Raw genomic sequence first — 24,939 nt, 5'->3', positions numbered from 1 at the left:
CGCAAGACCGTGCGCGACAGACCGTAACCTGGAACGCCGTTGTTGTCCTGGAGATCCACATGTCGGAGCGATCCGAACTCGCCACGCAACTCTTCGGCCGCCTCAGCTGGGAGGCCATCCCGCTGCATGAACCCATCCTGATCGCCACCTTCGCGGTGGTGGCGCTGGGCGGGCTGGCGCTGGCCGGCGGCGTCACGTACTACGGCAAGTGGGGCTACCTGTGGCGCGAGTGGTTCACCAGCATCGACCACAAGCGCATCGGCATCATGTACATGATCCTCGGCATCGTGATGCTGCTGCGCGGCTTTGCCGATGCCGTCATGATGCGCATCCAGCAGGCCATTGCCTTTGGCGACAACCTGGGCTACCTGCCGCCGCACCACTATGACCAGATCTTCACCGCGCACGGCGTGATCATGATCTTCTTCGTCGCCATGCCGCTGGTGACCGGGCTGATGAACTTTGTCGTGCCGCTGCAGATCGGCGCGCGCGACGTGGCCTTCCCGTTCCTGAACAACTTCAGCTTCTGGATGACGGTGGGCGGCGCCGTGCTGGTGATGATGTCGCTGTTCGTCGGCGAGTTCGCGCGCACCGGCTGGCTGGCGTATCCGCCGCTGTCCGGCATCCTGCAAAGCCCGGACGTGGGCGTGGACTATTACCTGTGGTCGTTGCAGGTGGCGGGGGTGGGCACGCTGCTGTCCGGCATCAACCTGCTGGTGACCATCGTCAAGATGCGCGCGCCCGGCATGACGCTGATGCGCATGCCGATCTTCACCTGGACCGCGCTGTGCACCAACGTGCTGATCATCGCCGCGTTCCCGGTGCTGACCGCGGCGCTGGCGATGCTGGCGGTCGACCGCTACCTGGGCATGAACTTCTTCACCAGCGACCTTGGCGGCAGCGCCATGATGTACGTGAACCTGATCTGGATCTGGGGCCACCCCGAGGTCTATATCCTGATCCTGCCGGTGTTCGGCGTGTTCTCCGAGGTGGTGGCCACGTTCTGCCGCAAGCGCCTGTTCGGCTATGCCTCGATGGTGTATGCCACGGTGGTGATCACGGTGCTGTCGTACCTGGTGTGGCTGCATCACTTCTTCACGATGGGGTCGGGCGCCAGCGTGAACTCGTTCTTCGGCATCACCACCATGATCATCTCGATCCCGACCGGGGCCAAGCTGTTCAACTGGCTCTTCACCATGTACCACGGGCGCATCCGCTTCGAGGTGCCGATGCTGTGGACCGTGGGGTTCATGGTCACGTTCGTGATCGGCGGCATGACCGGCGTGCTGCTGGCGGTGCCGCCGGCGGATTTCTCGCTGCACAACAGCCTGTTCCTGGTCGCGCATTTCCATAACGTGATCATCGGCGGCGTGCTGTTCGGGCTGATGGCCGGCATCACCTACTGGTTCCCCAAGGCCTTCGGCTACCAACTGGACCCGTTCTGGGGCAAGTGCTCGTTCTGGTTCTGGCTGGTCGGCTTCTACGTGGCGTTCATGCCGCTCTACGTGCTCGGGCTGATGGGCGTGACCCGGCGCGTCAGCCATTTCGAGGACCACTCGCTGCAGATCTGGTTCCAGCTGGCGGGCGTGGGCGCGCTGCTGATCGCGCTGGGCATCGGCTGCTTCCTGGTGCAGCTGGTGGTGAGCTACCTGCGCCGCGAGTCGCTGCGCGATGTCACCGGCGATCCGTGGGACGGGCGCACGCTGGAATGGTCGACCTCGTCGCCGCCGCCGCCGTACAACTTTGCCTTCACGCCGGTGGTGCACGACAACGACGCCTGGTGGCAGATGAAGGCGCACGGCTACCAGCGCCCGGCGCAGGGCTTCATCCCGATCCATATGCCCAAGAACACCGGCGCCGGCATCATCCTGGCCGGCCTGAGCACGCTGTGCGGCTTCGCGCTGATCTGGCATATCTGGTGGCTGGCGGCGCTGGCTTTTGCCGCCACCCTCGTCACCGCGATCGGCCATACCTTCAACTACCAGCGCGATTTCTACATCCCGGCCGACGACGTCCATCGCACGGAGGCAGAGCGCAACGCGCTGCTGGCCAGCCATGGCTGATACCTTCGTCCCCTTTACCGCCGATGGCGCCGACGGCGCGCGCCCGCACGAGGCCCCGCCGCCGCGCGCGAGCGCGCAGCCCGCCGAGCTGCGCTTCTACCTGACCGAGGAATACCACGTGCCCAACGGCACGCTGCTCGGCTTCTGGCTCTACCTGATGAGCGACTGCCTGATCTTTGCGTGCCTGTTCGCCGCCTACGGCGTGCTCGGCCGCAACTACGCGGGCGGGCCTTCGGGCGCCGAGCTGTTCGACCTGCCGCTGGTGGCGCTGAACACGTCGTTCCTGCTGCTGTCGTCGATCACCTATGGCTTTGCCATGCTGGAGACGCAGCGCGGTCGGCTGGGGCCGACGCAGGGCTGGCTCGCGGTGACCGGGCTGCTCGGGGCTGCCTTCCTCGCCGTCGAGATCTACGAGTTCGCGCACCTGGTCGGCGAGGGCGCCGGCCCGCAGCGCAGCGGCTTCCTGACCTCGTTCTTCGCGCTGGTCGGCACCCACGGCCTGCATGTGACCTTCGGCATCGTGTGGCTGGTCACGCTGGTGGTGCAGCTGCGCCGCCACGGGCTGATCCGGGAGAACAAGCGCCGCCTGATGTGCCTGTCGATGTTCTGGCACTTCCTGGACGTGGTCTGGATCGGCGTCTTTACCTTTGTCTACCTGATGGGAGTGCTGCCATGAGCGCGCATGACGACGCCCTGCCGGCCCACGGACATGGACACGGCCACGGCCATGATGAAAGCGAGATCCATATCTCGCTCGGCGGCTACGTGACCGGCTTCGTGCTGTCGGTGATCCTGACCGCGATCCCGTTCTGGCTGGTGATGGGCAAGGTGTTCGAGCAGTCCGGCACCACCGCGATGGTGCTGCTGGCGCTGGGCGCGGTGCAGATCGTGGTGCACATGATCTACTTCCTGCACCTGAACGCCAGGTCCGAGGGCGGCTGGAACATGCTGGCGCTGATCTTCACGCTGGTGCTGGTGGTGATCACGCTGACCGGCACGCTGTGGGTGATGTTCCACCTGAATTCCAATATGATGCCGGGCATGCATACCACCAAGACCTTGCCTTGACCGGTTCCACCGACGACCGCGCGCCGGTCGGAAATCCGCGCACAGACAACGCCGCCAAGGGCTCACCCGAATCCCCGCGCCCGCTGCCGACGGTATGGCTGACGGCGCTGGCACTGCTTGCCGCGGCCGCCATCGCCGGCCTGGTGGCGCTGGGCAACTGGCAGGTCGAGCGCCGCGCCTGGAAGCTCGGCCTGATCGCGCAGGTGGCAGAGCGCGTCCACGCGCCGCCGGTGGCGGCGCCCGCGCCGGCGCAGTGGCCGGGGCTGACCCGGGCCAATGCCGAGTACCGGCGCGTTCGCGCCAGCGGCACCTTCCTCGATGACCGCCAGACCCTGGTGCAGGCCGTGACCGAGCAGGGCGGCGGCTACTGGGTGATGACGCCGCTGCGGCTGGCCGACGGCAGCACCGTGCTGGTCAACCGCGGCTTCGTCGCCGAGCCGTTCCGCGCGCGCGTGGCGCCGGCCGGCAGCGGCGTCGGCGAAGTGGTGGGGCTGCTGCGCATGAGCGAGCCCGGCACCGGCCTGCTGCGCCACAACGACGCGGCGCGCGACCAGTGGTTCTCGCGCGACGTCGCGGCGATCGCCGCGCGCCGCGGACTGGACGGGAACCGGGTCGCGCCGTATTTCATCGACGCCGCCGCGGTGCCGCCGCCGGCCGGGGTGGATGCGAAGACCTGGCCCGCGGGCGGGCTGACGGTGACCACCTTCACCAACAACCATCTCGGCTACGCGCTCACCTGGTACGGGCTGGCGCTGATGGTGGCGGCCGGCGCGGCATACGTGGGGCGCGAGGAATACCGCAAGCGCCGCGCCTGACACCGCGCCTGACGCTGCGCCGGCATCGGCAAGCCCGGCCGGGTGGCGGCACAATGTGGGCTGACCCATCCCAAGGAGCCGCCATGCCCGACCTGTCCATGCCGTACCGCCGCCTCGGCGCCAGCAACCTGCGCGTCTCGGCGCTGTGCCTGGGCACCATGATGTTCGCCGACCAGACCGACGAGGCCGAGGCCGGCCGCATCGTCGCCAGCGCGCGCGACCACGGCGTCAATTTCATCGATACCGCCGACGTCTACACCAAGGGCGCGTCCGAGCAGATGGTCGGGCGCCTGCTGACCGCCGACCGCCACGACTGGGTGCTGGCGACCAAGCTCGGCAACCCGATGCAGGCCGCGCCCAACCACGGCCACTACTCGCGCGCGTGGATCACGCGCGCGGTCGAGGACAGCCTGCACCGGCTCGCGACCGACTACATCGACATCCTCTACCTGCATCGCGACTACCCCGGCGCCAACCTCGAAGAGCCGGTGCGCGCGATGGGCGACCTGGTGCGCAGCGGCAAGATCCGCTACTGGGCGGTGTCGAACTTCCGCGGCTGGCGCATCGCCGAAATCGCGCGGCTGTGCGGCGAACTGGGCGTGCCGCGTCCGGTGGCGTGCCAGCCGTACTACAACCTGCTGAACCGGCTGCCGGAGGTGGAAATCCTGCCCGCGTGCGAGCACTACGGCCTGGGCGTGGTGCCCTACAGCCCGGTGGCGCGCGGCGTGCTGACCGGCAAGTACGCGCCCGGCCAGGCGCCGGCCGCGGGTACGCGCGCGGGCCGCGCCGACCGGCGCATGATGGAGACCGAGTTCCGCGAGGAATCGCTGGTCATCGCGCAGCAGCTCAAGGCCCATGCCGAGGCGCGCGGGCTGACCCCCGGCCAGTTCGCCACGGCCTGGGTGCTGGCCAACCCGATCGTCTCGTCGGTGATCGCTGGCCCGCGCACGCTGGCCCAGTTCGAGGACTACTTCGGCGCGCTCGGCGCGGCGATCACGCCCGACGAAGAGGCGATGATCGATGCGCTGGTGTCGCCGGGCCATGCGTCGACGCCCGGCTACAACGATCCCGGCTATCCGCTGACGGGCCGGCCGGTGGCGCGCGCGGCGGCTGGCCGATAATCCGCCCGCGCTTTTCGGACGCGCCGCAAGTGGCGCCGGCGCTGCCTGGCGTGACGTCCGCTTGCAACGGCGCGCGCCGCGCGCGCGTGCTTGATGCACCGGGGCGCGACTCCTACTAATATCAAGTCAGGCGGGCGCGCGTAAGGCGCGCCCCGCGAAAACATCGCGCTTCGAGCCGGCGCATGAAGAGATTGCGCGCTGCGCCGGCCCATCAAGGAAGCCCAAACGTGTCGCGTCGTGGCTGGATTTTCGCTGGCTTGGCGGTCGCCCTCACCGGCGGCGCCTATGTCGTGTATAGCGTTGTCGCAAGCGAGGTGCGCAACTCGCACTGGCAGGCGCGGCTGATCGGCAGCCTGGGCCAGCGGCTGACCTTCGAGATCCAGCCGGGCGCCAGCGACAGCATCCGCTTCCCGCATTCCGGACCCTATGACGCCCGCATGGGCTATGGCAGGCTGCCGCTGTTCGCGCAGCGGCTGGAGCAGCGCGGCTACGTGCCCGCCGAACAGGCGCGCATGTCGCCCGACATGGTGCGGCTGATCGACGAAGGCCTGTTCGCGCCCTATCGCGAAAAGAACCAGGCGGGCCTGCTGCTGCGCGACTGCAACGGGCTGACGCTGGCGTTCGAGCGCTACCCGCAGCGCCAGTACCCGGACTTCGGCGCGGTGCCGCCGGTGCTGGTGAGCGCGTTGCTGTACGTCGAGAACCAGGGCCTGCTCAACCCGGAATATCCCAACATGAACCCGGCGCTGGACTGGCGCCGGCTGTCGCGCGCGGTGCTGGACCAGATGATCCGGCTGGCCGACAAGTCGCACGACGCGCCCGGCGGCAGCACGCTGGCGACGCAGATCGAGAAATACCGGCACTCGCCCGAAGGCCGCACCACCTCGATCCCGGAAAAATTCCGGCAGATGGCGTCGGCATCGCTGCGCGCCTACCTGGACGGCCCCGACACCCAGCGCGCGCGCGAGCGCATCGTGGTCGACTACCTGAACACGGTGCCGCTGTCGGCGCGCGCCGGCTTCGGCGAGATCAACGGCATCGGCGATGCGCTGTGGGTCTGGTACGGCGAAGACTTCAGCGAGGTCAACCGGCTGCTCAAGGAGATGGACCAGCGCGCGCCCGACCCGCGCCACGCGCAGGCGTTCAAGCGCGCGCTGTCGCTGATCATCTCGCAGCGCCGCCCGTCGTACCACCTGCGCCGCGACGATACCAACCTCGATGCGCTGACCGGCAGCTACCTGCGCCTGATGGCGGCCAACGGCATCATCACCGCCGAGTTGCGCGACGCGGCGCTGGCGCAGCCGCTGGACAAGGCGTCGGCGCCGCAGCGCCCGCCGGTGGAACCCTTCGTCACGCGCAAGGCCGTCAACCGCGTGCGCGCTGACATCACCCGGCTGACCGGGGTCGAGAGCCGCTACGACATGGACCGGCTCGACCTGACGGTGGACAGCACCATCAACCGCGAGGCGCAGCGCATCGTCGTCGACACGCTGCAGCGCGTGAACAACAAGGCCGACGCGCGCGCCATGGGCCTGTACGGCCACAACCTGCTGCGCGACCACGACGACCCGTCGAAGCTGATGGCCAGCTTCACGCTGTACGAACGCGTGGGCAATGCCAGCGTGGTGCGGATCCAGGCCGACAATATCGACCAGCCCTTCGACATCAACAGCGGCGCGCGCCTGAACCTGGGCTCCACCGCCAAGCTGCGCACGCTGGTGACCTACCTGGAGATCGTCAGCGAGCTGCACGCGCGCTATGCCGGCATGAGCAGCGCCGAACTGGCCGCGGTGCCGCTGGCGCGCCAGGACGCGCTCAGCCGCTGGGCGGTCGACTACCTGGCCAAGGCGCGCAAGCCCGCCGAGCGCGAGCTGATGGCGATGCTCGAGGCGGCGATGGAGCGCAAGTATGCCGGCGGCGCCGGCGAAGCCTTCTATACCGGCGGCGGCCTGCAGAGCTTCACCAACTTCGAGCGCGAATCGGGCCTGCGCAACCTGACCGTGCGCACCGCGTTCCAGCACTCGGTCAACCTGGTGTTCATCCGCATGATGCGCGACATCGTGCGCTACGAGACCTTCCACGCCAGCCCGGATATCGGCAACCTGTTCGAAGACCGCGACGCGCCCGGCCGGCGCGCCTACCTGGAGCGCTTTGCCGACCAGGAAGGCAGCGCCTACATGACCAACTTCTACCAGCGCTACCGCGGCAAGACCTCCGAGCAGCGCCTGGCCACGCTGCTGGGGCGGGTGCGCATGAGCACGCCGCACCTGAACGCGGTGCGCATGTCGGTGACGCTGCTGAGCGCGCGGCCCGCGCTGGACGAAGACAGCTATGTGCGCATCATGCGCGCGCGCCTGGGCGACAAGCAGCTCGCCGGCGAAGACCTGCCGGCGCTGTACCGCAAGTACGGCAAGGACAAGTTCAACCTGAACGACCGCGGCTACCTGTCGCGGGTGCATCCGCTGGAACTGTGGATGGTGGAATACCTGGACCAGCATCCGGACGCGACGCTGGCCGAGATCCTGCGCGCCAGCACCGCCGAGCGGCAGGAAGTGTACAAATGGCTGTTCCGCACGCGCAGCAAGGCCGGCCAGGACAACCGCATCCGCACGCTGCTGGAGCAGGACGCGTTCAAGCGCATCGCGCAGCGCTGGCAGCGGCTGGGCTATCCGTTCGACTCGCTGACGCCGTCGTATGCCAGCGCCATCGGCGCCGCCGGCGACCGCCCCGCGGCGCTGGCCGAGCTGGCCGGCATCCTGCTGTCAGGCGGCGTGGTCACGCAGAACGCGGCGGTGCGCAGCCTGGCGTTCGCCGACGGCACCCCCTATGCCACGCGCTACGTGCTGCAGCCCGGTCCGGGCAAGCGCGTGCTGCCGGCCGAGGTGGCCGAGCTGGCGCGCCGTTCGATGCTGGACGTGGTGGAGCGCGGCACCGCCAAGTCGATTCGCGGCGCGTTCACGGTGCCGGGGCGCGATGGCGCCACGCTGACCGTGGCCGGCAAGACCGGCACCGGCGACCAGCGCTTCCAGGTCTACGGGCCGGGCGGGCGGCTGATCTCGTCGCGCTCGGTGAACCGCTCGGCCACCTTCGTGTTCACGCTGGGCGAGCGCTTCTTCGGTACCGTGGTGGTCAATGTGCGCGAACCCTATGCGGCGCGCTACAGCTTTACCAGCGCGCTGGCGGTGCGGGTGCTGCGGGCGATTGCGCCGCAGGTTTCGGCGATGGCCCCGGGCGGCGACCGCGCGCTGCTGCGCTGCCGCGACGCGGCCCCGGGCCTGCGCCCGCCGCGCGCGCCGACCATGGCGGCGCCGGCCGACGGCATGCCCGGCCCGATCCTGGCGGACGGGCTGGAAGCCAGCCTGGAACCGGCGCTGCAGGCGCCGGCGCGGCAAGAGGTGGCGGCGATGCCGCCGCCGTCCGCGCCCCAGGTGCCGGGCCTGGCCGACAACAGCGACGCGGCCGGCGTGCGCCGCGCCAGTCAGGCCTTGCGGCGCACCATGCCGTAGATCACCAGCAGCACGATCGCGCCGATCACCGACGCGACCCAGCCGGCCGGCTCGCCGGGCTGGTACCAGCCCAGCGCGCGGCCGACGTAGCCCGCCACCACCGAACCCAGCACACCCAGGACGATGGTCATGATCCAGCCCAGCTTGTCGTCGCCGGGCTTTATCGCCCTGGCGATCAGGCCGACGATAAGGCCAACGAACACGGTGCCAATGAATGCCATCATGGTGCGCTCCTGTCAGTGGTCTGCGGTAACGGTCTGATGCACGCAGCCGGCCGCCTGTGCGGCCGGCTTCGCTTCATCATACACGCAGGGCGCGGCAGGCGGATGGCGTGCGGCGGCTACGCCCCGCCGCTCGCCGCACACGCTCACGCCGCCGCCAGACGGAACTGGCCCACGGCGCGGTGCAGCGCTTCGGCCTGGTCTTCCAGCGACGCGGCGGCCGCCGCGGCCTGTTCCACCAGCGCGGCGTTCTGCTGCGCCATCTGGTCCATCTGCGACACCGCCTGGTTGACCTGCTCGATGCCGCCGGTCTGCTCCTCGGTGGCGGCGCGCATTTCGCCCATCAGGTCGGTCACGCGCTTGACCGCGCCGACGATCTCGTCCATCGCCTTGCCGGCGTTCTCGACCAGCACCGCGCCGTCTTCGACGCGCTGCGCCGAGTTGCCGATCAGCGCCTTGATCTCCTTGGCCGCGGTGGCGCTGCGCTGCGCCAGCGTGCGCACCTCGCCGGCCACCACCGCGAAGCCGCGGCCCTGGTCGCCGGCGCGGGCCGCCTCGACCGCGGCGTTGAGCGCCAGGATATTGGTCTGGAAGGCAATGCCCTCGATCACGCCGATGATGTCGACCACCTTGCCCGACGCGCTCTTGATCTCGCCCATGGTGTCGACCACCTGGCTGACGATGGCGCCGCCGCGCACGGCGATGTCCGAGGCGCCCTCGGCCAGGTGGCTGGCCTGGCGCGCGTTCTCGGCGCTCTGGCGCACGGTGCTGGTGAGCTGCTCCATGCTGGCGGCGGTTTCCTGCAGCGACGCGGCCTGCTCCTCGCTGCGGCGCGACAGGTCGGCGTTGCCCGCGGCGATCTGCTTGGCCGCGCCCGCGATCGAATCGGCCGAGCCGCGGATGCTGCCGATCGCGCCGGTCAGGCGCGATTGCATGCGGTGCATGGCATGGAGCACGCTGTGCTCGTCGCCGGGGCGCACCTCGACCGCGCTGGCGAGGTCGCCTTCGGCAATACGGCCCGCGATCTGCGCGGTGGTGGCGGGCTCGCCGCCCAGCTGGCGCTGCAGGCTGGCCGCCACCCGCACCATCACCACCGACATCAATGCGCCCACCGCCAGCAGCAGGCCCAGCGCCTTCCACAATTCGGCCCGGAACGCCGCCTCGATGTCATCCAGGTACAGCCCGGCGATAAAGTTCCAGTCCCAGGGGCGGAAGTTGGCCACGTAGCTCAGCTTCGGCTGCGGCGCCTCGGCGCCCGGCTTGGGCCACAGGTATTCGACGAAACCCTTGCCGGCGCCCTTGCCGATCGCGGCGATGTCGCGGAACAGGTAGACGCCGTTCGGGTCCTTCATCCCCTCCATCGCCTTGCCGTTCATCTCCGGCTTGAACGGGTGCATCAGCACCACGGTGTCGGAGCGCATCAGCGTGAAATAGCCGTCGGCGCCAAAGCGCATCGCGCGCACGCGCTCGATCGCCTGCTGCTTCGCCTCGTCTGCGGGCAGCTTGCCGGCCCTGGCCAGCGCCTCGTATTCGGCCACCACCGAGACCGCGGTGTCGGTCACGTGAGCCAGGTCGAGCCTGCGCTCCTCCATGCGCAGCGTGCGGATGTGCCACGCGTTCCACAGCGTGATGCCGAGCAGGCAGACCCAGCTCAGCACCAGCGGTAACAGCAGTTTTTTCTTCAGGCTCAGGTTGTGCAGCATGGCTTGGACTCCTCCTTCTTCGCGCTTTGCGCTTCTCATCGGTGATGCGCATCGCCGCGCCGCGCCGGGCGGCGTGTGCGGGCCGGCCCGCGGGGAGACAGGCGGCCGACGGCGTATGCGTCTGCGGCATAACGGCGCAATACCGGCGTAACTTGATTGAGGTAGGTCAGCCACACTGGCGGTGTGGTTGATTGGCTGCAAAAGCCTGAAGACTGCTTGTGCGCGATGCGGCGCTTGCTGCTGCTTGCCGAGGCGCCGGCGTGCCGCCTGCCTCGCTTTACCGCCCCGGGAATTCAAAATCGGTCAGAATCTGCGCTGTCCTCCGCCCGCCGCCCCTTGCCCCCATGGCCACCTTGCCCAGCCCTTCCGACGACACCCGCGGCCACGACGGACCGCTCGCCGTGTTCCTGATCTTCCTGCGGCTCGGCCTGACCTCGTTCGGCGGCCCGGTGGCCCACCTGGCGTATTTCCGCGAGGAACTGGTGCGCCGCCGCCGCTGGCTCAGCGAGTCGGCCTATGCCGACGTGGTCGCGCTGTGCCAGTGCCTGCCCGGGCCGGCCAGCAGCCAGACCGGGATCGCGCTGGGGCTGGCGCGCGCCGGCTATGGCGGCGCGCTGGCGGCATGGCTGGGCTTTACGCTGCCGTCGGCGCTGGTGATGATCGGGTTCGCGCTTGGCGTGACCCACTACGGCATGGCCGCCGCGCCGGGCGCGCTGCACGGGCTCAAGCTGGTGGCGGTGGCGGTGGTGGCGCAGGCGGTGTGGGGCATGGCGCGCACGCTGTGCGTCGGCCCGGTGCGCATCGCCATCATGCTGGTCGCCGCCGGCACCGTGCTGGCGTGGCCGGGGCCGTGGGCGCAGGTGGCCCTGATGGCGGCCGCCGCGGTCGCCGGCATGGCGCTGTTGCGGCCGGCGCTGGCCGGCGCGCATGAACCGCTGCGCCTGCCGGTGACGCATCGCGGCGGCGTGCTCGCGCTGGCGCTGTTTGCCGCGCTGCTGGCCGGCCTGCCGCTGCTGGCGCAGTGGGGCGCCGCGCCGGCGGTGCGCGTGTTCGATGCCTTCTACCGCGCCGGCGCGCTGGTCTTCGGCGGCGGGCACGTGGTGCTGCCGCTGCTGGATGCGGCCGTGGTCGCGCCCGGCTGGGTCGGCAAGGAAGCCTTCCTGGCCGGCTACGGCGCGGCGCAGGCCATGCCGGGGCCGCTGTTTTCCTTTGCCGCCTTCCTGGGGGCGGCCATGCAGAACCCGCCCACCGGCGTCGCCGGCGGGCTGCTGGGCACGCTGGCCATCTTCCTGCCCGGCGCGCTGCTGGTGCTGGGCGCGCTGCCGTTCTGGGAAAGCCTGCGCCGCAACGTGCGCGCCCAGGCGGCGCTGGCCGGCATCAACGCCGGCGTGGTCGGGCTGCTGCTGGCGGCGCTGTGGCATCCGGTGTGGACCAGCGCGGTGCAGGGCCCGCTGGACATCGTGCTGGTGGCGCTGGCGCTGGTGGCGCTGATGCGGTGGAAGCTGCCGCCGTGGCTGGTGGTGGTGGCCAGCGGCGTGGCCGGGTGGGCGGTGGCGGCGATGGTTTGAGTTGGTTGGCCGCGGCCGGCTTGACGTTGTAATGCGCTGTAATCCGGCCCGCCGGCCGTCCGTTTGCGCTTTCAAATGCGAACGATTATCCTTCTCTCTTTCGCGCGCCATTGTGCATGCAATGGCACACCCTGACGCCGTATGCGCGTGCCAGGGGGCGCTTCCGCTACCCGTATGCAGGCAACCCCGGGCACGGCCCGACCAGGCCGCGCCTGCCGACCCACCGCAATGACCGACACCCAGCCGGCCGCCGGCCAGCAGCGCCGTGCCTTCTGGCTCAAGCATCTCCACCAGTGGCACTGGATCAGTTCCGCGATCTGCCTGATCGGGATGCTGCTATTTGCCGTCACCGGCTTCACGCTGAACCACGCCGGCCAGATCGAGGCGCGGCCCGCCGTGCAGACCCGGCACGCCACGCTGCCCACGCGCGTGCTCGACAAGGTGCGGGCCGAGGCCCCGTCCGGCGCCGCCGGTTCGCGCGAGCAGAAGGCGCCGGTGCCGGCGGTGCTGGCCGACTGGCTGGCGCAGGCGCTGGAGATCGACGCCGGCGGGCGCGAGGCCGAATGGTCCGCCGATGAAATCTACGTGGCACTGCCGCGCCCGGGCGGCGACGCCTGGGTCAGCATCGCGCTCGACAGCGGCGAGGCGCAGTACGAGAACACCTCGCGCGGCGCCATCTCGTACCTGAACGACCTGCACAAGGGCCGCAACACCGGCGCGGCGTGGAGCCTGTTCCTGGACGCGTTCGCGCTGGCCTGCCTGGTGTTCTGCGTGACCGGCCTGTTCCTGCTCAAGCTGCACGCCGGCGGGCGCGTGGCGACCTGGCCGCTGGTAGGGCTGGGGCTGGTGGTGCCGGTGCTGCTGGCGATCCTGTTTATCCATTGATCGGTCGCGCGCGATCGATCTGCTTCCTGCATCTCACTGACGAGGTTTCTCCGATATGCGCCGACTGCTCTCCGTCTCCCTGACCGGCATCGCCGCCGTGCCGCTGGCCGGCCCCGTGCTGGCCGCGGACCTGAACGTCAAGGTCGATATCCCGCGCCTGACCGTGGCCGAATACCACCGGCCCTATGTGGCGATGTGGGTCGAGCGCGCCGACCAGAGCCCGGTGCAGACCCTGGCGGTCTGGTACGACGGCAAGCTCAAGGACGGCGAGGGCACCAAGTGGCTCAAGGACATGCGCCAGTGGTGGCGCAAGGCCGGCCGCGACCTGCACATGCCGGCCGACGGCATCTCCGGCGCCACGCGCGCGCCGGGCGAGCACAGCGTCAGCTTCAGCGACGGCAAGGCGCCGCTGGGCAAGCTGCCCGCCGGCAACTACCAGCTGGTGGTGGAGGCCGCGCGCGAAGTGGGCGGGCGCGAGCTGCTGCGCGTGCCGTTCACGTGGCCGCCGCAATCGGCACAGACCGCCCGCGCCAAGGGCGAGCACGAACTCGGCGGCGTGACCGTCGACCTGAAGCCTTAACTTCCCGGAGCCCGACCATGAAACCTTCCCTGATGTCCGCCGCCTCTTCCCGCATGGCCGTGCGCGCCGCCGTGCTGGCCCTCGCCGCGCTCGCGCCGCTGGCCGCCCACGCGCACCGCCAGTGGCTGCTGCCGTCGGCCACCGTGCTGTCCGGCAGCGATCCGTGGGTGACCGTGGACGCCGCGGTCTCCAACGACCTGTTCTACTTCGAGCACGTGCCGATGCGGCTCGACAACCTGCAGGTGACCGCCCCCGACGGCAGCACCGTCAAGCCCGAGAACGCCGCCACCGGCAAATACCGCAGCACCTTCGACCTGCACCTGACCCAGCCCGGCACCTACCGCGTGGCGGTGGTCAACAACGGCCTGTTCGCCAGCTACAAGGTCGACGGTCAGGCCAAGCGCTGGCGCGGCACCGCCGAGACCTTCGCCGGCGCGATCCCGGCCAACGCGCAGGACCTGCAGGTCACGCAGGCCGAGGGCCGCATCGAATCCTTCGTCACTGCCGGCAAGCCCAGCGACAAGGGCCTGCGCACCGTCGGCCGCGGCCTTGAGCTGGCGCCGATCACGCACCCGAACGACCTGGTCGCCGGCGATACCGCCAGCTTCCGCCTGCTGCTCGACGGCAAGCCCGCCAGCAACCTGAAGGTGGCGGTGGTGCCGGGCGGCATCCGCTACCGCGACCAGCTGCAGGAATTCAGCGCCACCACCGACGCCGACGGCAAGTTCAGCGTCAAGTGGCCGGCCCCGGGCATGTACTGGATGGAAGCCGAGGTGAAGGACGACAAGACCACCTTCAAGCAGGCCAGGTCGCGCCGCGCCGTCTATGCGGTGACGGTGGAAGTGCTGCCGCAGTAAGCCGGTTGCATCGCGTGAACCGCGTCCTGGTACCCGTTGCGCTGAGCGCGCCGCCGCGCCCGCCCGCCGCCGATGCGCGCGTGCAGCGCTGGGGCGGGCCCACCATGGGCACGAGCTGGTCGGTCGCGGCACTGCTGCCGCGGGGGGCGGATGCCGGCGTGATCGGCACCATCGGCGCCGGCATCCAGGCCGTGCTCGATCGCGTGATCGCGCAGATGAGCAACTGGGAAGCGGATTCGGACCTGAGCCGCTTCAACCGCGCGCCGCCGGGCAGCTGGCATGCGCTGCCGGCGGACTGCTTCGCGGTGCTGCAGGCCGCGCTGCAGGTGGCGCGCGACAGTGGCGGCGCCTATGACCCCAGCGCGGGGCCGCTGGTCGACCTGTGGGGCTTCGGCCCGGCATCGGCCCATCACCCTGAGCGCCGCGTACCGCCGTCACCCGACGCGGTACAGGCAGCGCGCGCCCAATGCGGCTGGGCCCGCATCGAAGTCGACGCCGCGGGGCTGCGCGCCTGGCAGCCGGGCGGCGTGGCGCTGGACTTCTGCGCCATCGCCAAGGGCTTCGCCGTCGACGCGGTCGCGCGCTACCTGTGCGAACAGGGCCTGGACCACCACCTGACCGAGATCGGCGGCGAACTGCGCGGCCATGGCGTCAAGCCCGACGGCATGCCGTGGTGGGTCGCGCTGGAAGCGCCGCCGGGGGCGGGCAGCGACGGCGCGCAGCCAACGCTGGTCGCGCTGCACGGGCTGTCGGTGGCCACTTCCGGCGACTACCGGCGCTACTTCGACAGCGCCGGCCGCCGCTACGCCCACACCATCGATCCGCGCACCGGCTATCCGGCCAGCCACGCGCTGGCCTCGGTCACCGTGATCCACCCGCAGTGCATGCTGGCGGATGCGCTGTCCACCGCGCTGACCGTGCTCGGCCCCGACGCCGGCATGGCGCACGCGCGCCGCCACGGCATTGCCGCGCGCTTGCTGGTGCGCACCGCGGACGGTTTTGTCGAACACCTGTCGCCGGCCTTTGCCGCGATGCTGGCATGAGCGCCGGCCCCATGCCGTCCGTCTTCGCCGCTGCCGGCTGGCTTGCCGTGGCCGGCGGCGTGGCGTTGTCCGCGCTCGGGCCGTCGCGCCTGGCCATGGCTGCCGGGGTGGTCGCGGCCTACGCCGGGTTTTGCGGCGCGGTGGTGGCCCATCATCGCCAGCGGCGCGCCCGGGTCACGGCGCTGGCCGGCACCGGCGACGGCGCGACGCTGGTGGTCTATGCCAGCCAGACCGGGTTTGCCGAACAACTGGCACTGCAGACCGCCACCGCGCTGCAGGGCGCGGGCATGCCGGTGCAGCTGCTGTCGCTGGCCGAGGTCGATGGCCGGCGCCTGCAGGCGTGCCGCCAGGCCCTGTTCGTGGTCAGCACCACCGGCGAGGGCGACGCGCCGGACAGCGCCTCGGGCTTCGCCCGCCGGCTGCTGGCGGGTGCCGATGGCCTGCACCGGCTGCGCTACGGCATTCTGGCGCTGGGCGACAGCAGCTACGCGCGCTTCTGCGCCTTCGGCCATGCGCTGCAGGGCTGGCTGCAGCGCCAGCGCGCGCAGCCGCTGTTCGACCTGATCGAAGTCGACAACGGCGACGCCGGCGCGCTGCGCCACTGGCAGAACCACCTGTCGGCGCTGAGCGGCGGCGCCGAGATCGCCGACTGGGAGCGCCCGCGCTACCAGCACTGGCGGCTGGCGCAGCGCCATCACCTGAACCCCGGCAGCCACGGCGCGCCAGCCTTCCACCTGGTGCTGGCGCCGCCGGACGGCACCGCCCCGGACTGGCAGGCCGGCGACATTGCCGAGGTGGGCCCGTGCCACGCGCCGGCCGAGGTCGGGCGGCTGCTGGCGCAGCTTGGGCTCGATGGCGCGACCCCGGTGCGCTGCGATGGCCATGACACCACCCTTGCCGCGGCCATGGCCACGCGCATGCCGCTGCCCGCCCCGCACGCTGGCGCGATGCAGGGCCTGGCGCCGCAGCAGCTGGTCGATACGCTGGCGCCGCTGCCGCACCGCGAGTATTCGATTGCCTCGCTGCCGCAGGATGGTCAGCTCGAACTGCTGGTGCGCCAGACCCGCTACGACGATGGTGGCGAGGGCGGTGGCCGCCTGGGCCTGGCCTCCGGCTGGCTGACGGAGCACGCCGCACTGGGCAGCCACATTGCGCTGCGCATCCGCACCAACCGCGCGTTCCACCCGCCCGCCGACGACCGGCCGCTGATCCTGGTCGGCAACGGCACCGGCCTGGCCGGGCTGCGCGCCCAGCTGAAGGCCCGCGCCGCGGCCGGGCGCGGGCGCAACTGGCTGCTGTTCGGCGAGCGCTCGGCGCAGCATGACGCCTTCTTCGCCGGGGAGCTGGCCGGCTGGCGCGCCGACGGCACGCTGGCGCGCGTCGACCACGCCTGGTCGCGCGACGGCGGCGCGCCGCGCTACGTGCAGGACGCCCTGCGCATGCAGGCGCAGGCCGTGCGCGAATGGGTCGCCGACGGCGCGGCCATCTATGTCTGCGGCAGCCTGCAGGGCATGGCCGGCGGCGTCCATGACGCACTGGCCGAGATCCTGGGCGAGGACGCCTTGCACCGCCTGGCCGATGACGGCCGCTACCGGCGCGACGTCTACTGAGCCTTCCGGCCCGCGCTGCCGGCACGCCACGCGGCGTGCGGAGATCGGCCGCGGCGCTCGCGCCCCCGCCGGCCATGCACTATCTTCGGTGTGAACTGCAAGACATCTGCAGCCATCACAACACGAGGAGACCTGATGTTACGCACCCCCCGCCGCCTGGCCGCTGCACTGGCGCTGCTCGCTACCGCCGTCCCCGCCACCATCCCGGCCGCCATGGCCGAAGCGCCCGCCCGCCAACAAACCTTTGCCGTACCCGGACTGGAAAAACCCGCCAGCGTGCTGGTCGACCGCTGGGGCGTGCCGCATATCTACGCCGGCACGCTCTACGACGCCTTCTACGCGCAGGGCTTCATGGCCGCGCGCGACCGCCTGTGGCAGATCGACCTGTGGCGCAAGCGCGGGCTCGGCGAGATGGCGCGCGATTTCGGACCGGCCTATGCCGATGGCGACCGCATGGCGCGCGCGGTGCTGTTCCGCGGCGACATGTACCGCGAATGGCTGGCCTACGGCAGCGACGCCAAGCGCGTGGCCGAGGCCTTTGTCGCGGGCGTGAACGCCTACGTGGCGCTGACCGAGCAGAAGCCCGAGCTGCTGCCGCCCGAGTTCCGCAAGCTCGGCTACAAGCCGGCGCGCTGGCAGGCCGAAGACATCGTGCGCATCCGCCACCACGGCCTGACCCTGAACTTCACCGGCGAGATCGACCGCGCCCGCCTCTACTGCGAGGCCAAAGACCACGCCGCACGCGCCGACTGGCTGCGCCGCGAACTCGACCCGCAGATCGAACCCCGGCTCAACCCCGGCATCGACCCCTGCAGCGTGCCGGCGGCCGAACTGCGCCGCGCCTACGAACTGGCCACCGCCGCCGCGCGCTTCCCGAAAGAAGCCTGGAGCGGCGCGCAGGCCGCCGGCATCCCGCTGGACCAGCTCTACGCCGTGGTCGATGCCAACAGCGATACCGGCCGCAGCCTGGGCTCGAACAACTGGGTCATCGGCGGCAAGCGCACCACCACCGGCCGCCCGATCCTGGCCAACGACCCGCACCGCTCGCACGGCGCGCCCAGCCTGCGCTACATCAGCCACCTGAACGCGCCGGGGATGTCGGTGATCGGCGCGGGCGAGCCGTTCCTGCCGGGCATCTCGATCGGGCACAACGGCACCATCGCCTTCGGCCTGACGCGCTTCTACATGGACCAGGAGGACCTGTATGGCTACGAGCTGAACCCGGCCAACCCGCGCGAATACAAGTACAAGGGCCGCTGGGAGCCGATCGAGACCATCACCGAGGAGATCGCGGTCAAGGGCGAGCCGGTGCCGCGCAAGGTCAACCTGGACTTCTCCCGCCACGGCCCGGTGCTGGTGTCCGGCTCCGGGCACGCATGGGCGCTGCGCGCCGCGTGGCTGGACTACGGCATGGCGCCGTACTTCGGTTCGATGGACTACATGCGCGCGCGCAACTGGGACCAGTTCCGCGCCGCCATGAACCGCTGGGGCGCGCCGGGCGAGAACCAGGTCTACGCCGACACCAGCGGCAATATCGGCTGGATCCCGGGCGGGCTCACCGTCAAGCGCCCCAACTGGGACGGCCTGACGCCGGTGGCCGGCGACGGCCGCTATGAATGGGCCGGCTACCGCAACATGGACGAACTGCCGTGGGCCTATAACCCCGCGCCCGGCTATATCGTCACCGCCAATGAAAACAACATCCCGCCCGAGCACCCGGCAGCCAAGCTGGGCGTGGGCTACGAATGGAGCGACAGCTCGCGCGCGCGCCGGCTGAAGGCCGTGGTCGGCGCCAACCCGCGCAGCTCGGTGCAGGATTCGATGGCGTGGCAGAACGACACCGTGTCGCTGCCGGCGCAGCGCGTGGTGGCGCTGCTCAAGGACATGCGCAGCGACGACGCGCAACTGGCGCGCGGGCTCGACCTGCTGCGCGGCTGGGACGGCAACGAACGCGCCGACAGCGCCGCGGCGGCGTTGTTCGAGGTCTGGTTCAGCAAGCACCTGCGCCAGGCCGTGGTGCGCGCGGCCTTGCCCGCCGACGCCGCCCGGCTGGTCGGCGCCGGCGATGCCGCGCGCGTGGTCGCGGTGCTGGAGCAGCCCGATCCGTGGATGCCGGCGGCGCGCCGCAACGCGGTGATGCTCGAATCGCTGAAGTCCGCGATGGCGGAGGTGGAAGGCAAGCTCGGCCCCGACCCGCGCGCATGGCAATGGGGCAAGCTGCACACCGCGGTGTTCACGCATCCGATGGACCCGATCCTGAGCGACGCCGAACGCCGGCAGTTCAACGTCGACGCGGGCGCCATCGGCGGCTCGGCCTTCACGCCGATGAACACCAGCTACCGCAATACCGATTTCCGCCTGACCGCGGGCGCGTCGTTCCGCATGGTGCTGGATGTCGGCAACTGGGATGCCTCGCGCGTGATCAACACGCCGGGGCAGTCGGGCAATCCTGCCAGCGCGCATTACCGCGACCTGGCGCCGCTGTGGGCCAAGGGGGAGTATTTCCCGCTGGTCTATACGCGCAAGGCGGTGGAGAAGGCGAGCCGGGAGCGGGTGGAGCTGGTGCCGCAGTAATAACCCTCAACCGCTGCATTTCCCTGGGGCTTTCAACTCCCGCTTGGGTACTCCCTCTCCCGCTTGCGGGAGAGGGGGCAAACCAGCAGCGGGAACATTGCCTCGAACTTTCCAACTGCCGCTTGTGTACTCCCTCTCCCGCTTGCGGGAGAGGGTTGGGGTGAGGGCGGGGAGCGTCATACGAAGTGAAGGCTGTCGCAATTGCCACCGCCTGCCCTCTCCCCCGGCCCCTCTCCCGCAAGCGGGAGAGGGGAGCAAACCGGCAGGAGTGCGAACCCGTCGGGCTTACTTCAACAACCCCAACACCGCCTGCGCCCCCGCCTCCGACGACGCCGGATTCTGCCCCGTCACCAGCTTGCCCGCCACCGCCACGTGGCTGGCCCAGTCATCCCCACGCGTAAACCGCCCGCCGTTGGCCTTCAGCGCATCCTCCACCAGGAACGGCACCACCGCGGTCAGCTGCACCGCCTCTTCCTCGCTGTTGGTAAAGCCCGTGACTTCCTTGCCCCGCACCAGCGGCTGGCCGTCCGCGCCCTTCACATGCCGCAGCACGCCCGGCGCATGGCACACCGCCCCCACCGGCTTGCCCAGCCGGTCGAACCGCTCGATCAGCGCAATCGAACGCTTGTCTTCCGCCAGGTCCCACAGCGGGCCATGGCCGCCGGGATAGAACACCGCGTCGAAGTCGTCGGCCTTCACCTGGTCCAGCGTCAGCGTGCCAGCCAGTGCCTGCTGCGCGGCGCTGTCGGCGCGAAAGCGCCGCGTTGCATCGGTCTGCGCATCCGGGTCGTCGCTCTTGGGGTCGATCGGCGGCTGGCCGCCCTTGGGCGAGGCCAGCGTGATGTCGGCGCCGGCGTCCTTGAAGACGTAGTAGGGCGCGGCGAATTCCTCCAGCCAGAAGCCGGTCTTCTTGCCCGTATTGCCGAGCTGGTCGTGCGAGGTCAGCACCATCAGGATCTTCATGTTCATGCTCCGGTTTGCATCCGCGGTCGGCCGGGCCAGCCCCGGCATTGGCAATCATCCTACGCAGCTGGCCAGGATTCGAAAACCTCGAATTTTCGATCGCTGGCGTCCAGGCCATGAAGATCGCCGGCAACGGCCTGAATCGCCAGGTCGCAGGTGCCTTTCCCGCGTCAGGCGCGGTTGACCACCGGCACCAGCGCTCCCTGCACCGCGCGGGCGGCGTCGGAGGCAAGGAACAGGATCACGTCGGCCAGCGCGTCCAGCGCGACCCAGCGCGAGCTGTCGGCATCGGGCATGGCCTGGCGGTTCTCGGGCGTGTCGAGGATGCTGGGCAGCACCGCGTTGACGCGGATGCCCTGGTCGCGCAGCTCGGCCGACATCGACTCGGTGACCCGCGCCAGCGCGTCCTTCGACGCGCAGTAGGCGCCCATCTGCGCCAGCCCGCGCGCCGCCGAATTGGCGCCCACGTTGACGATGGCGCCGCCACCCGCGGCCAGCATGTGCGGCACCACTGCGCGCGCCATGTTCAGCACCGTGCCCACGTTCATGTCGAACAGCCGGTTCCAGTCGGCCGCGCTGGTCTCGTGGATGCCCGTGCCCATGGCGAAGCCGCCCGCCAGGTTGCACACCACGTCGATGCGCCCGCACGCCTGCACGGCCTGATCGATCGCACGGCCGAGGCTGTCGGCATCGAGCAGGTCGGCCTGCAGCGCCAGGTGGCCGCTGCCGCCCTCGGGCAACGGTGCGGCGTGGCGGTCCAGCAGCACCACGCGCGCGCCCGCCTGTGCGAAGGCGTGCGCGACCGCGCGCCCGAGATTGCCGCTGGCGCCGGTGACCAGTACGTTCTTGCCGTGGAAGTTCATTTGCGTGCTCCTGCGCCGTGGCGGCGCGCATGGTGGGGGTCAGGCTTCGCCTGGCCATTCTGCCTTTTCAACCATCGTGGCCGGCCGCGAAAAACGCAAGCCAGTCTACGCAACGGCACGTGACATAACTTTGCGAAAACGCCTCGGGGTAACCCTTGAAACGCACAGGAAGTTGCGCGCGGCGGTTACCGCTTGCGCCGCGCGCGCGCCTGCGTGGACATGGCAACGGGCGCGGCCGCTTCCTTCGCCGCGGCGTCCTCAAGGAACTGCACCAGCAGCTGCGCCGCCGGCGACAGCAGCGAGAAGTCGCGGCAGCAGATGGCAAAGCGCCGCCGCGCCCAGCCGTCGCGCAGCGGGATCACGCGCAGGCCAAAGGCCGTGGCCACCAGCGTGGCGATCTCGGCCGGGATGATGACGATGCCGAGTTGCGCGCGCACGCAGCGCAGCGCGGCGTCGAAGGTCGACACCACGGCGCGATGCGCGATGCGGCGGCCCTGGATCGCGGCATAGCGCGCCAGCATGATCTGCACCGCGGTCTGCGCCGGCATGGCGATCTGGTCGTAGTCCAGCGTGTCTTCGAAGCGGCAGGTATCCGCCCGCGCCAGCGGGTGCCCGGGATAGACCACGGCGGCGAGATGGTCGGCGCGGTAGGGGCGGGTCTGGAAGCCCTCCAGGTCGGCCGCGTCCCAGCAGATGCCCAGCGGCGCGCTGCCGTCGCGCAATGCGCGCACCACCTCGCTGCTCAGGCTCTCCTCGATGGTCACGCGCACGTCGCGGTGCTCGGGCAGTTGCATGAAGGCGGCGATGTCGTCCGGCAGCGATTCCGCCATGGTCGATACGGTCGCGAGCAATCGCACCTGCCCGCGCACGCCGGAGCCGTAGTCGGCCATGTCGCGCGCGACGCGGTCGGCCGCGGCCAGCATGGCGCGCGCATGCGCCAGCACGATTTCGCCGGCGGGGGTAGGGATCACGCCGCGGCGCCGGCGTTCCAGCAGCGTGGCGCCGACGGTCTGCTCCAGCTGCGCCAGGCGCTTGCTGATGGCCGAAGCGACGATATGTTCCTGTTCGCCGGCGCGCGCCATGTTGCGGGTTTCGCAGACGGCGACGAACAGGCGCAGCGTGGTGAGGTCGAGGTCTCGCATAGGGTAGTGGGGGCGGCGTCTCCGGATGCAAATGTTACGCGCGCAGCCGGGGCGCAAGTGGCGTAGTCTTCCGTGTGCGTGCTTCGCTGGTCCTAAGGTCGACCGGCAGCCGCGGTGGTGTTCTGAGCGGCCCGCTGCTACCGCCGCGACCCCTTCTGTTCAAGCGGCTTCTGCAACGTCTCTACCAGGAAATCAATGAAGGCACGCGCCCGCGCGGTCTGGTTGCGGCGCTGCGGGTAATAGACAAAGAGATCAGCGGAAGGCAGCTTGAACTGCGGCAACACGACTCGCAAGCGACCGCTTTCCAGGTACTTTGCCAGATCCCATTCGGAACGGATCAGGATGCCGTGCCCATCGAGCGCCCAGCCCAGGACGATATCCCCGTCGTTGCTGGATAGTGCCCCGGCAACCTTCACGCTGTCGTGACGCCCGGCACGCTCGAAGCGCCATATGGCGTGGGCTTCGTCGTTCTGTCTGTGAAGGATGCAGCGATGGTTACGAAGTTCGGATAGGGATTGCGGTGCTCCGAATTTGTCCAGGTAGGCCGGCGAAGCGCAGAGAAAGCGACGGTTCGACATAATCCGCCTGGCGCTCAGCCGATTATCCGGTAGCGTCCCGAACCGGATCGCCAGGTCGACCCCACTGTCCACCAGATCCACAGGGCGATCCGTCACTTCGAGCTGCACCTCCACCTGGGTATAGCGCTTCGCAAACTCGGACACCAGCGGCGCAATGGTGGTCCGTCCGAAACCGAGCGTGGCATTGACGCGCAACAGTCCGCGCGGCTCGGCACCGCTGCTCGCGACAACGCTTTCCATTTCGCGCAGGTCCGCAAGGATCCGCTGGGCATAGGCCAGGTAGGTCTCGCCTTCGTTGGTCAGGCTGACGCGCCGCGTGGTGCGATTCACCAGCCGTACCCCCAGCCGGCTTTCCATCAGGGCCAGCCGCTTGGTCGCTGCGGGCGGCGTCAGGTCCAGTTCGCGCGCCGCTGCTGCCAGCGAGCCGTGCCGGACAATGAGCACGAAGAATTCCAGTTCGGACGCGATCTCGGTCTTCACTTTGGGTGAATAATGAAATGAAAGTGATTCAATTGTAGTAGGCCTTTTCGCGCCTAAGCTACGAACTCCGACGCCCCCCGCGTTCCTGTCAGATGAGTCCGGAGACACATTGTGAGAATCGTAGCCATCCGCGAAAAGACCTTCCCCATCAGCTCGCCCATCCGCAACGCCTACATCGATTTCAGCAAGATGACGCTGAGCCTGGTCGCGGTGATCACCGACGTGATCCGCGACGGCAAGCCCGTGGTCGGCTATGGCTTCAATTCCAACGGCCGCTATGGCCAGGGAACCCTGATGCGTGAGCGCTTCATTCCACGCATTCTGGAAGCCGACCCGGAGTCACTGCTCGATGCCACCGGCAACAACCTGGATCCGCACAAGATCTGGGACACCATGTTCACGAACGAGAAACCTGGCGGCCATGGCGAACGTTCGGTGGCCATCGGCACCATCGACATGGCGGTCTGGGATGCGGTGGCCAAGATCGAAGGCAAGCCGCTGTTCCAGTTGCTGGCCGACCGCTACGGCAACGGGCAGCCCGACCGCAAGGTATTCGTCTACGCTGCCGGCGGCTACTACTACCCCGGCCAGGACCACGGCAAGCTGAAGGACGAAATGCGCAGCTACATCGACCGCGGCTACACCGTGGTCAAGAAGAAGATCGGCGGCGCTTCGCTCGACGAGGACCTGCGCCGCATCGACTCGATCCTGAGCGTGCTGCAGGATGGCCAGAAGCTTGCCGTCGACGCCAACGGGCGCTTCGACCTCGACACCGCCATCCGGTACGCCAAGGCGCTGTCCCAGTACGACCTGTTCTGGTACGAGGAACCGGGCGATCCGCTCGACTTCGAGCTGCAGGCCACGCTGCGCAACTACTACGACAAGCCGATGGCGACCGGCGAAGACCTGTTCTCGATGCAGGACGCGCGCAACCTGATTCGCTACGGCGGCATGCGCCCGGATCGCGACTACCTGCAATTCGACTGCGCCCTCAGCTATGGCCTGGTCGAGTACCTGCGCACGCTGGAGATGCTCAGGCAGCATGGCTGGTCCGCCAGCCGCTGCATTCCGCACGGCGGTCACCAGATGTCGCTGAACATTGCCGCCGGGCTGGGCCTGGGCGGCAACGAAAGCTACCCCGACCTGTTCCAGCCGTTCGGCGGCTTCCCCGATGGCGTCAAGGTCGACAAGGGCTACCTGACCATGCCGGACCTGCCCGGTATTGGCTTCGAAGGCAAGTCAGACCTGTACAGCGTGATGCAGCAACTGTCGGCCTGAGCCGCAGCGTTTTCCAGAAAA

General features: G+C 69.7%; 20 protein-coding genes. 14 read left to right on the top strand and 6 right to left on the bottom strand.

The window, feature by feature from the left end; translation table 11 throughout:
- Nucleotides 1-59: 59 nt before the first annotated feature.
- The 6 genes from cyoB to CBM2594_RS25075 all read left to right on the top strand — a co-directional run bounded on the left by cyoB (nt 60) and on the right by CBM2594_RS25075 (nt 8,573).
- On the top strand, nt 60-2,063 hold the full coding sequence (gene cyoB / locus CBM2594_RS25100; RefSeq protein WP_116359470.1) for a cytochrome o ubiquinol oxidase subunit I: 2,004 nt from the start codon (nt 60-62) through the stop codon (nt 2,061-2,063).
- Entirely contained in the window at nt 2,056-2,739 is a 684-nt protein-coding gene (gene cyoC / locus CBM2594_RS25095) for a cytochrome o ubiquinol oxidase subunit III (protein ID WP_232346749.1), read from the top strand. Before cyoB ends, cyoC begins: the two co-directional genes overlap by 8 nt.
- Nucleotides 2,736-3,131: a cytochrome o ubiquinol oxidase subunit IV gene (cyoD, locus tag CBM2594_RS25090; protein ID WP_116359469.1), complete on the top strand. Its 396-nt coding sequence runs from the start codon at nt 2,736-2,738 to the stop codon at nt 3,129-3,131. The genes cyoC and cyoD overlap by 4 nt, the downstream gene beginning before the upstream one ends.
- Nucleotides 3,128-3,946, top strand: coding sequence for an SURF1 family protein (locus CBM2594_RS25085; RefSeq protein ID WP_116359468.1), 819 nt, complete (start codon nt 3,128-3,130; stop codon nt 3,944-3,946). Before cyoD ends, CBM2594_RS25085 begins: the two co-directional genes overlap by 4 nt.
- Before the next feature lie 83 nt (nt 3,947-4,029).
- Nucleotides 4,030-5,067 (top strand): aldo/keto reductase, encoded by a 1,038-nt coding sequence (locus CBM2594_RS25080; protein ID WP_116359467.1) that lies wholly within the window; start codon nt 4,030-4,032, stop codon nt 5,065-5,067.
- 227 nt (nt 5,068-5,294) lie between these two features.
- On the top strand, nt 5,295-8,573 hold the full coding sequence (locus CBM2594_RS25075) for a transglycosylase domain-containing protein (RefSeq protein ID WP_116359466.1): 3,279 nt from the start codon (nt 5,295-5,297) through the stop codon (nt 8,571-8,573).
- On the opposite strand, the gene CBM2594_RS25070 is transcribed toward CBM2594_RS25075, so the two are convergent.
- Together CBM2594_RS25070 and CBM2594_RS25065 are read right to left on the bottom strand one after the other, a co-directional pair.
- Nucleotides 8,546-8,797 carry a GlsB/YeaQ/YmgE family stress response membrane protein gene (locus CBM2594_RS25070; protein WP_116359465.1) on the bottom strand — a complete coding sequence of 84 codons (252 nt, stop codon included), beginning with the start codon at nt 8,795-8,797 and terminating at the stop codon, nt 8,546-8,548. The genes CBM2594_RS25075 and CBM2594_RS25070 overlap by 28 nt on opposite strands.
- 143 nt (nt 8,798-8,940) lie before the next feature.
- Nucleotides 8,941-10,497: a methyl-accepting chemotaxis protein gene (locus CBM2594_RS25065; RefSeq protein ID WP_116359464.1), complete on the bottom strand. Its 1,557-nt coding sequence runs from the start codon at nt 10,495-10,497 to the stop codon at nt 8,941-8,943.
- Nucleotides 10,498-10,841: 344 nt separating this feature from the next.
- Between CBM2594_RS25065 and chrA the strand changes: the two genes are divergently transcribed.
- The 7 genes from chrA to CBM2594_RS25030 all read left to right on the top strand — a co-directional run bounded on the left by chrA (nt 10,842) and on the right by CBM2594_RS25030 (nt 19,614).
- Nucleotides 10,842-12,065, top strand: coding sequence for a chromate efflux transporter (gene chrA / locus CBM2594_RS25060; protein WP_116359463.1), 1,224 nt, complete (start codon nt 10,842-10,844; stop codon nt 12,063-12,065).
- Nucleotides 12,066-12,293: 228 nt separating this feature from the next.
- Nucleotides 12,294-12,950: a PepSY-associated TM helix domain-containing protein gene (locus CBM2594_RS25055; protein ID WP_116359462.1), complete on the top strand. Its 657-nt coding sequence runs from the start codon at nt 12,294-12,296 to the stop codon at nt 12,948-12,950.
- A gap of 55 nt (nt 12,951-13,005) precedes the next feature.
- Nucleotides 13,006-13,530, top strand: a complete 525-nt coding sequence (locus tag CBM2594_RS25050) for a DUF2271 domain-containing protein (protein WP_116359461.1) — start codon at nt 13,006-13,008, stop codon at nt 13,528-13,530.
- A gap of 17 nt (nt 13,531-13,547) precedes the next feature.
- A complete protein-coding gene (locus tag CBM2594_RS25045) occupies nt 13,548-14,387 on the top strand; it encodes a DUF4198 domain-containing protein (RefSeq protein ID WP_116359460.1) in 840 nt (279 codons plus the stop codon).
- Nucleotides 14,388-14,401: 14 nt separating this feature from the next.
- Entirely contained in the window at nt 14,402-15,430 is a 1,029-nt protein-coding gene (locus CBM2594_RS25040; RefSeq protein WP_232346748.1) for an FAD:protein FMN transferase, read from the top strand.
- 11 nt (nt 15,431-15,441) lie between these two features.
- The gene (locus tag CBM2594_RS25035; protein ID WP_116359458.1) at nt 15,442-17,040 is read left to right on the top strand and encodes a flavodoxin domain-containing protein; all 1,599 of its coding nucleotides are present in this window, start codon (nt 15,442-15,444) and stop codon (nt 17,038-17,040) included.
- A 135-nt stretch (nt 17,041-17,175) separates the two neighbouring features.
- Nucleotides 17,176-19,614, top strand: a complete 2,439-nt coding sequence (locus tag CBM2594_RS25030) for a penicillin acylase family protein (RefSeq protein ID WP_116359457.1) — start codon at nt 17,176-17,178, stop codon at nt 19,612-19,614.
- A gap of 285 nt (nt 19,615-19,899) precedes the next feature.
- Here the strand turns inward: CBM2594_RS25030 and CBM2594_RS25025 are convergent, their stop codons facing one another.
- The 4 genes from CBM2594_RS25025 to CBM2594_RS25010 form a co-directional block, all read right to left on the bottom strand.
- Nucleotides 19,900-20,577 (bottom strand): DJ-1/PfpI family protein, encoded by a 678-nt coding sequence (locus CBM2594_RS25025; protein WP_116359776.1) that lies wholly within the window; start codon nt 20,575-20,577, stop codon nt 19,900-19,902.
- 170 nt (nt 20,578-20,747) lie between these two features.
- Nucleotides 20,748-21,440 (bottom strand): SDR family NAD(P)-dependent oxidoreductase, encoded by a 693-nt coding sequence (locus tag CBM2594_RS25020; RefSeq protein ID WP_116359456.1) that lies wholly within the window; start codon nt 21,438-21,440, stop codon nt 20,748-20,750.
- Between the two features lie 185 nt (nt 21,441-21,625).
- Nucleotides 21,626-22,582 (bottom strand): LysR family transcriptional regulator, encoded by a 957-nt coding sequence (locus CBM2594_RS25015; RefSeq protein ID WP_116359455.1) that lies wholly within the window; start codon nt 22,580-22,582, stop codon nt 21,626-21,628.
- Between the two features lie 137 nt (nt 22,583-22,719).
- Nucleotides 22,720-23,640 (bottom strand): LysR family transcriptional regulator, encoded by a 921-nt coding sequence (locus CBM2594_RS25010; protein WP_116359454.1) that lies wholly within the window; start codon nt 23,638-23,640, stop codon nt 22,720-22,722.
- 111 nt (nt 23,641-23,751) lie between these two features.
- On the opposite strand from CBM2594_RS25010, the gene CBM2594_RS25005 reads away from it, so the two are divergent.
- Complete coding sequence (locus CBM2594_RS25005; protein WP_116359453.1) at nt 23,752-24,918, top strand: mandelate racemase/muconate lactonizing enzyme family protein; 1,167 nt, start codon at nt 23,752-23,754, stop codon at nt 24,916-24,918.
- Nucleotides 24,919-24,939 lie beyond the last annotated feature (21 nt).

Origin of the sequence: Cupriavidus taiwanensis (assembly GCF_900249755.1) — a bacterium.
GTDB classification, from domain to species: Bacteria; Pseudomonadota; Gammaproteobacteria; order Burkholderiales; family Burkholderiaceae; genus Cupriavidus; species Cupriavidus taiwanensis_D.
Note: the sequence above shows the minus strand (reverse complement) of the source record. Positions and strands in the feature narration are given on the sequence as shown.

Bases quoted from the DNA above. Each gene is read 5' to 3' on its own strand.
- CBM2594_RS25030 (WP_116359457.1), top strand. From the start codon at position 17,176: ATGTTACGCACCCCCCGCCGCCTGGCCGCTGCACTGGCGCTGCTCGCT.
- CBM2594_RS25020 (WP_116359456.1), bottom strand. From the start codon at position 21,440: ATGAACTTCCACGGCAAGAACGTACTGGTCACCGGCGCCAGCGGCAAT.
- cyoD (WP_116359469.1), top strand. From the start codon at position 2,736: ATGAGCGCGCATGACGACGCCCTGCCGGCCCACGGACATGGACACGGC.
- CBM2594_RS25055 (WP_116359462.1), top strand. From the start codon at position 12,294: ATGACCGACACCCAGCCGGCCGCCGGCCAGCAGCGCCGTGCCTTCTGG.
- CBM2594_RS25070 (WP_116359465.1), bottom strand. From the start codon at position 8,797: ATGATGGCATTCATTGGCACCGTGTTCGTTGGCCTTATCGTCGGCCTG.
- cyoC (WP_232346749.1), top strand. From the start codon at position 2,056: ATGGCTGATACCTTCGTCCCCTTTACCGCCGATGGCGCCGACGGCGCG.
- chrA (WP_116359463.1), top strand. From the start codon at position 10,842: ATGGCCACCTTGCCCAGCCCTTCCGACGACACCCGCGGCCACGACGGA.
- CBM2594_RS25080 (WP_116359467.1), top strand. From the start codon at position 4,030: ATGCCCGACCTGTCCATGCCGTACCGCCGCCTCGGCGCCAGCAACCTG.
- CBM2594_RS25015 (WP_116359455.1), bottom strand. From the start codon at position 22,582: ATGCGAGACCTCGACCTCACCACGCTGCGCCTGTTCGTCGCCGTCTGC.
- CBM2594_RS25050 (WP_116359461.1), top strand. From the start codon at position 13,006: ATGCGCCGACTGCTCTCCGTCTCCCTGACCGGCATCGCCGCCGTGCCG.
- CBM2594_RS25025 (WP_116359776.1), bottom strand. From the start codon at position 20,577: ATGAAGATCCTGATGGTGCTGACCTCGCACGACCAGCTCGGCAATACG.
- cyoB (WP_116359470.1), top strand. From the start codon at position 60: ATGTCGGAGCGATCCGAACTCGCCACGCAACTCTTCGGCCGCCTCAGC.
- CBM2594_RS25035 (WP_116359458.1), top strand. From the start codon at position 15,442: ATGCCGTCCGTCTTCGCCGCTGCCGGCTGGCTTGCCGTGGCCGGCGGC.
- CBM2594_RS25065 (WP_116359464.1), bottom strand. From the start codon at position 10,497: ATGCTGCACAACCTGAGCCTGAAGAAAAAACTGCTGTTACCGCTGGTG.
- CBM2594_RS25045 (WP_116359460.1), top strand. From the start codon at position 13,548: ATGAAACCTTCCCTGATGTCCGCCGCCTCTTCCCGCATGGCCGTGCGC.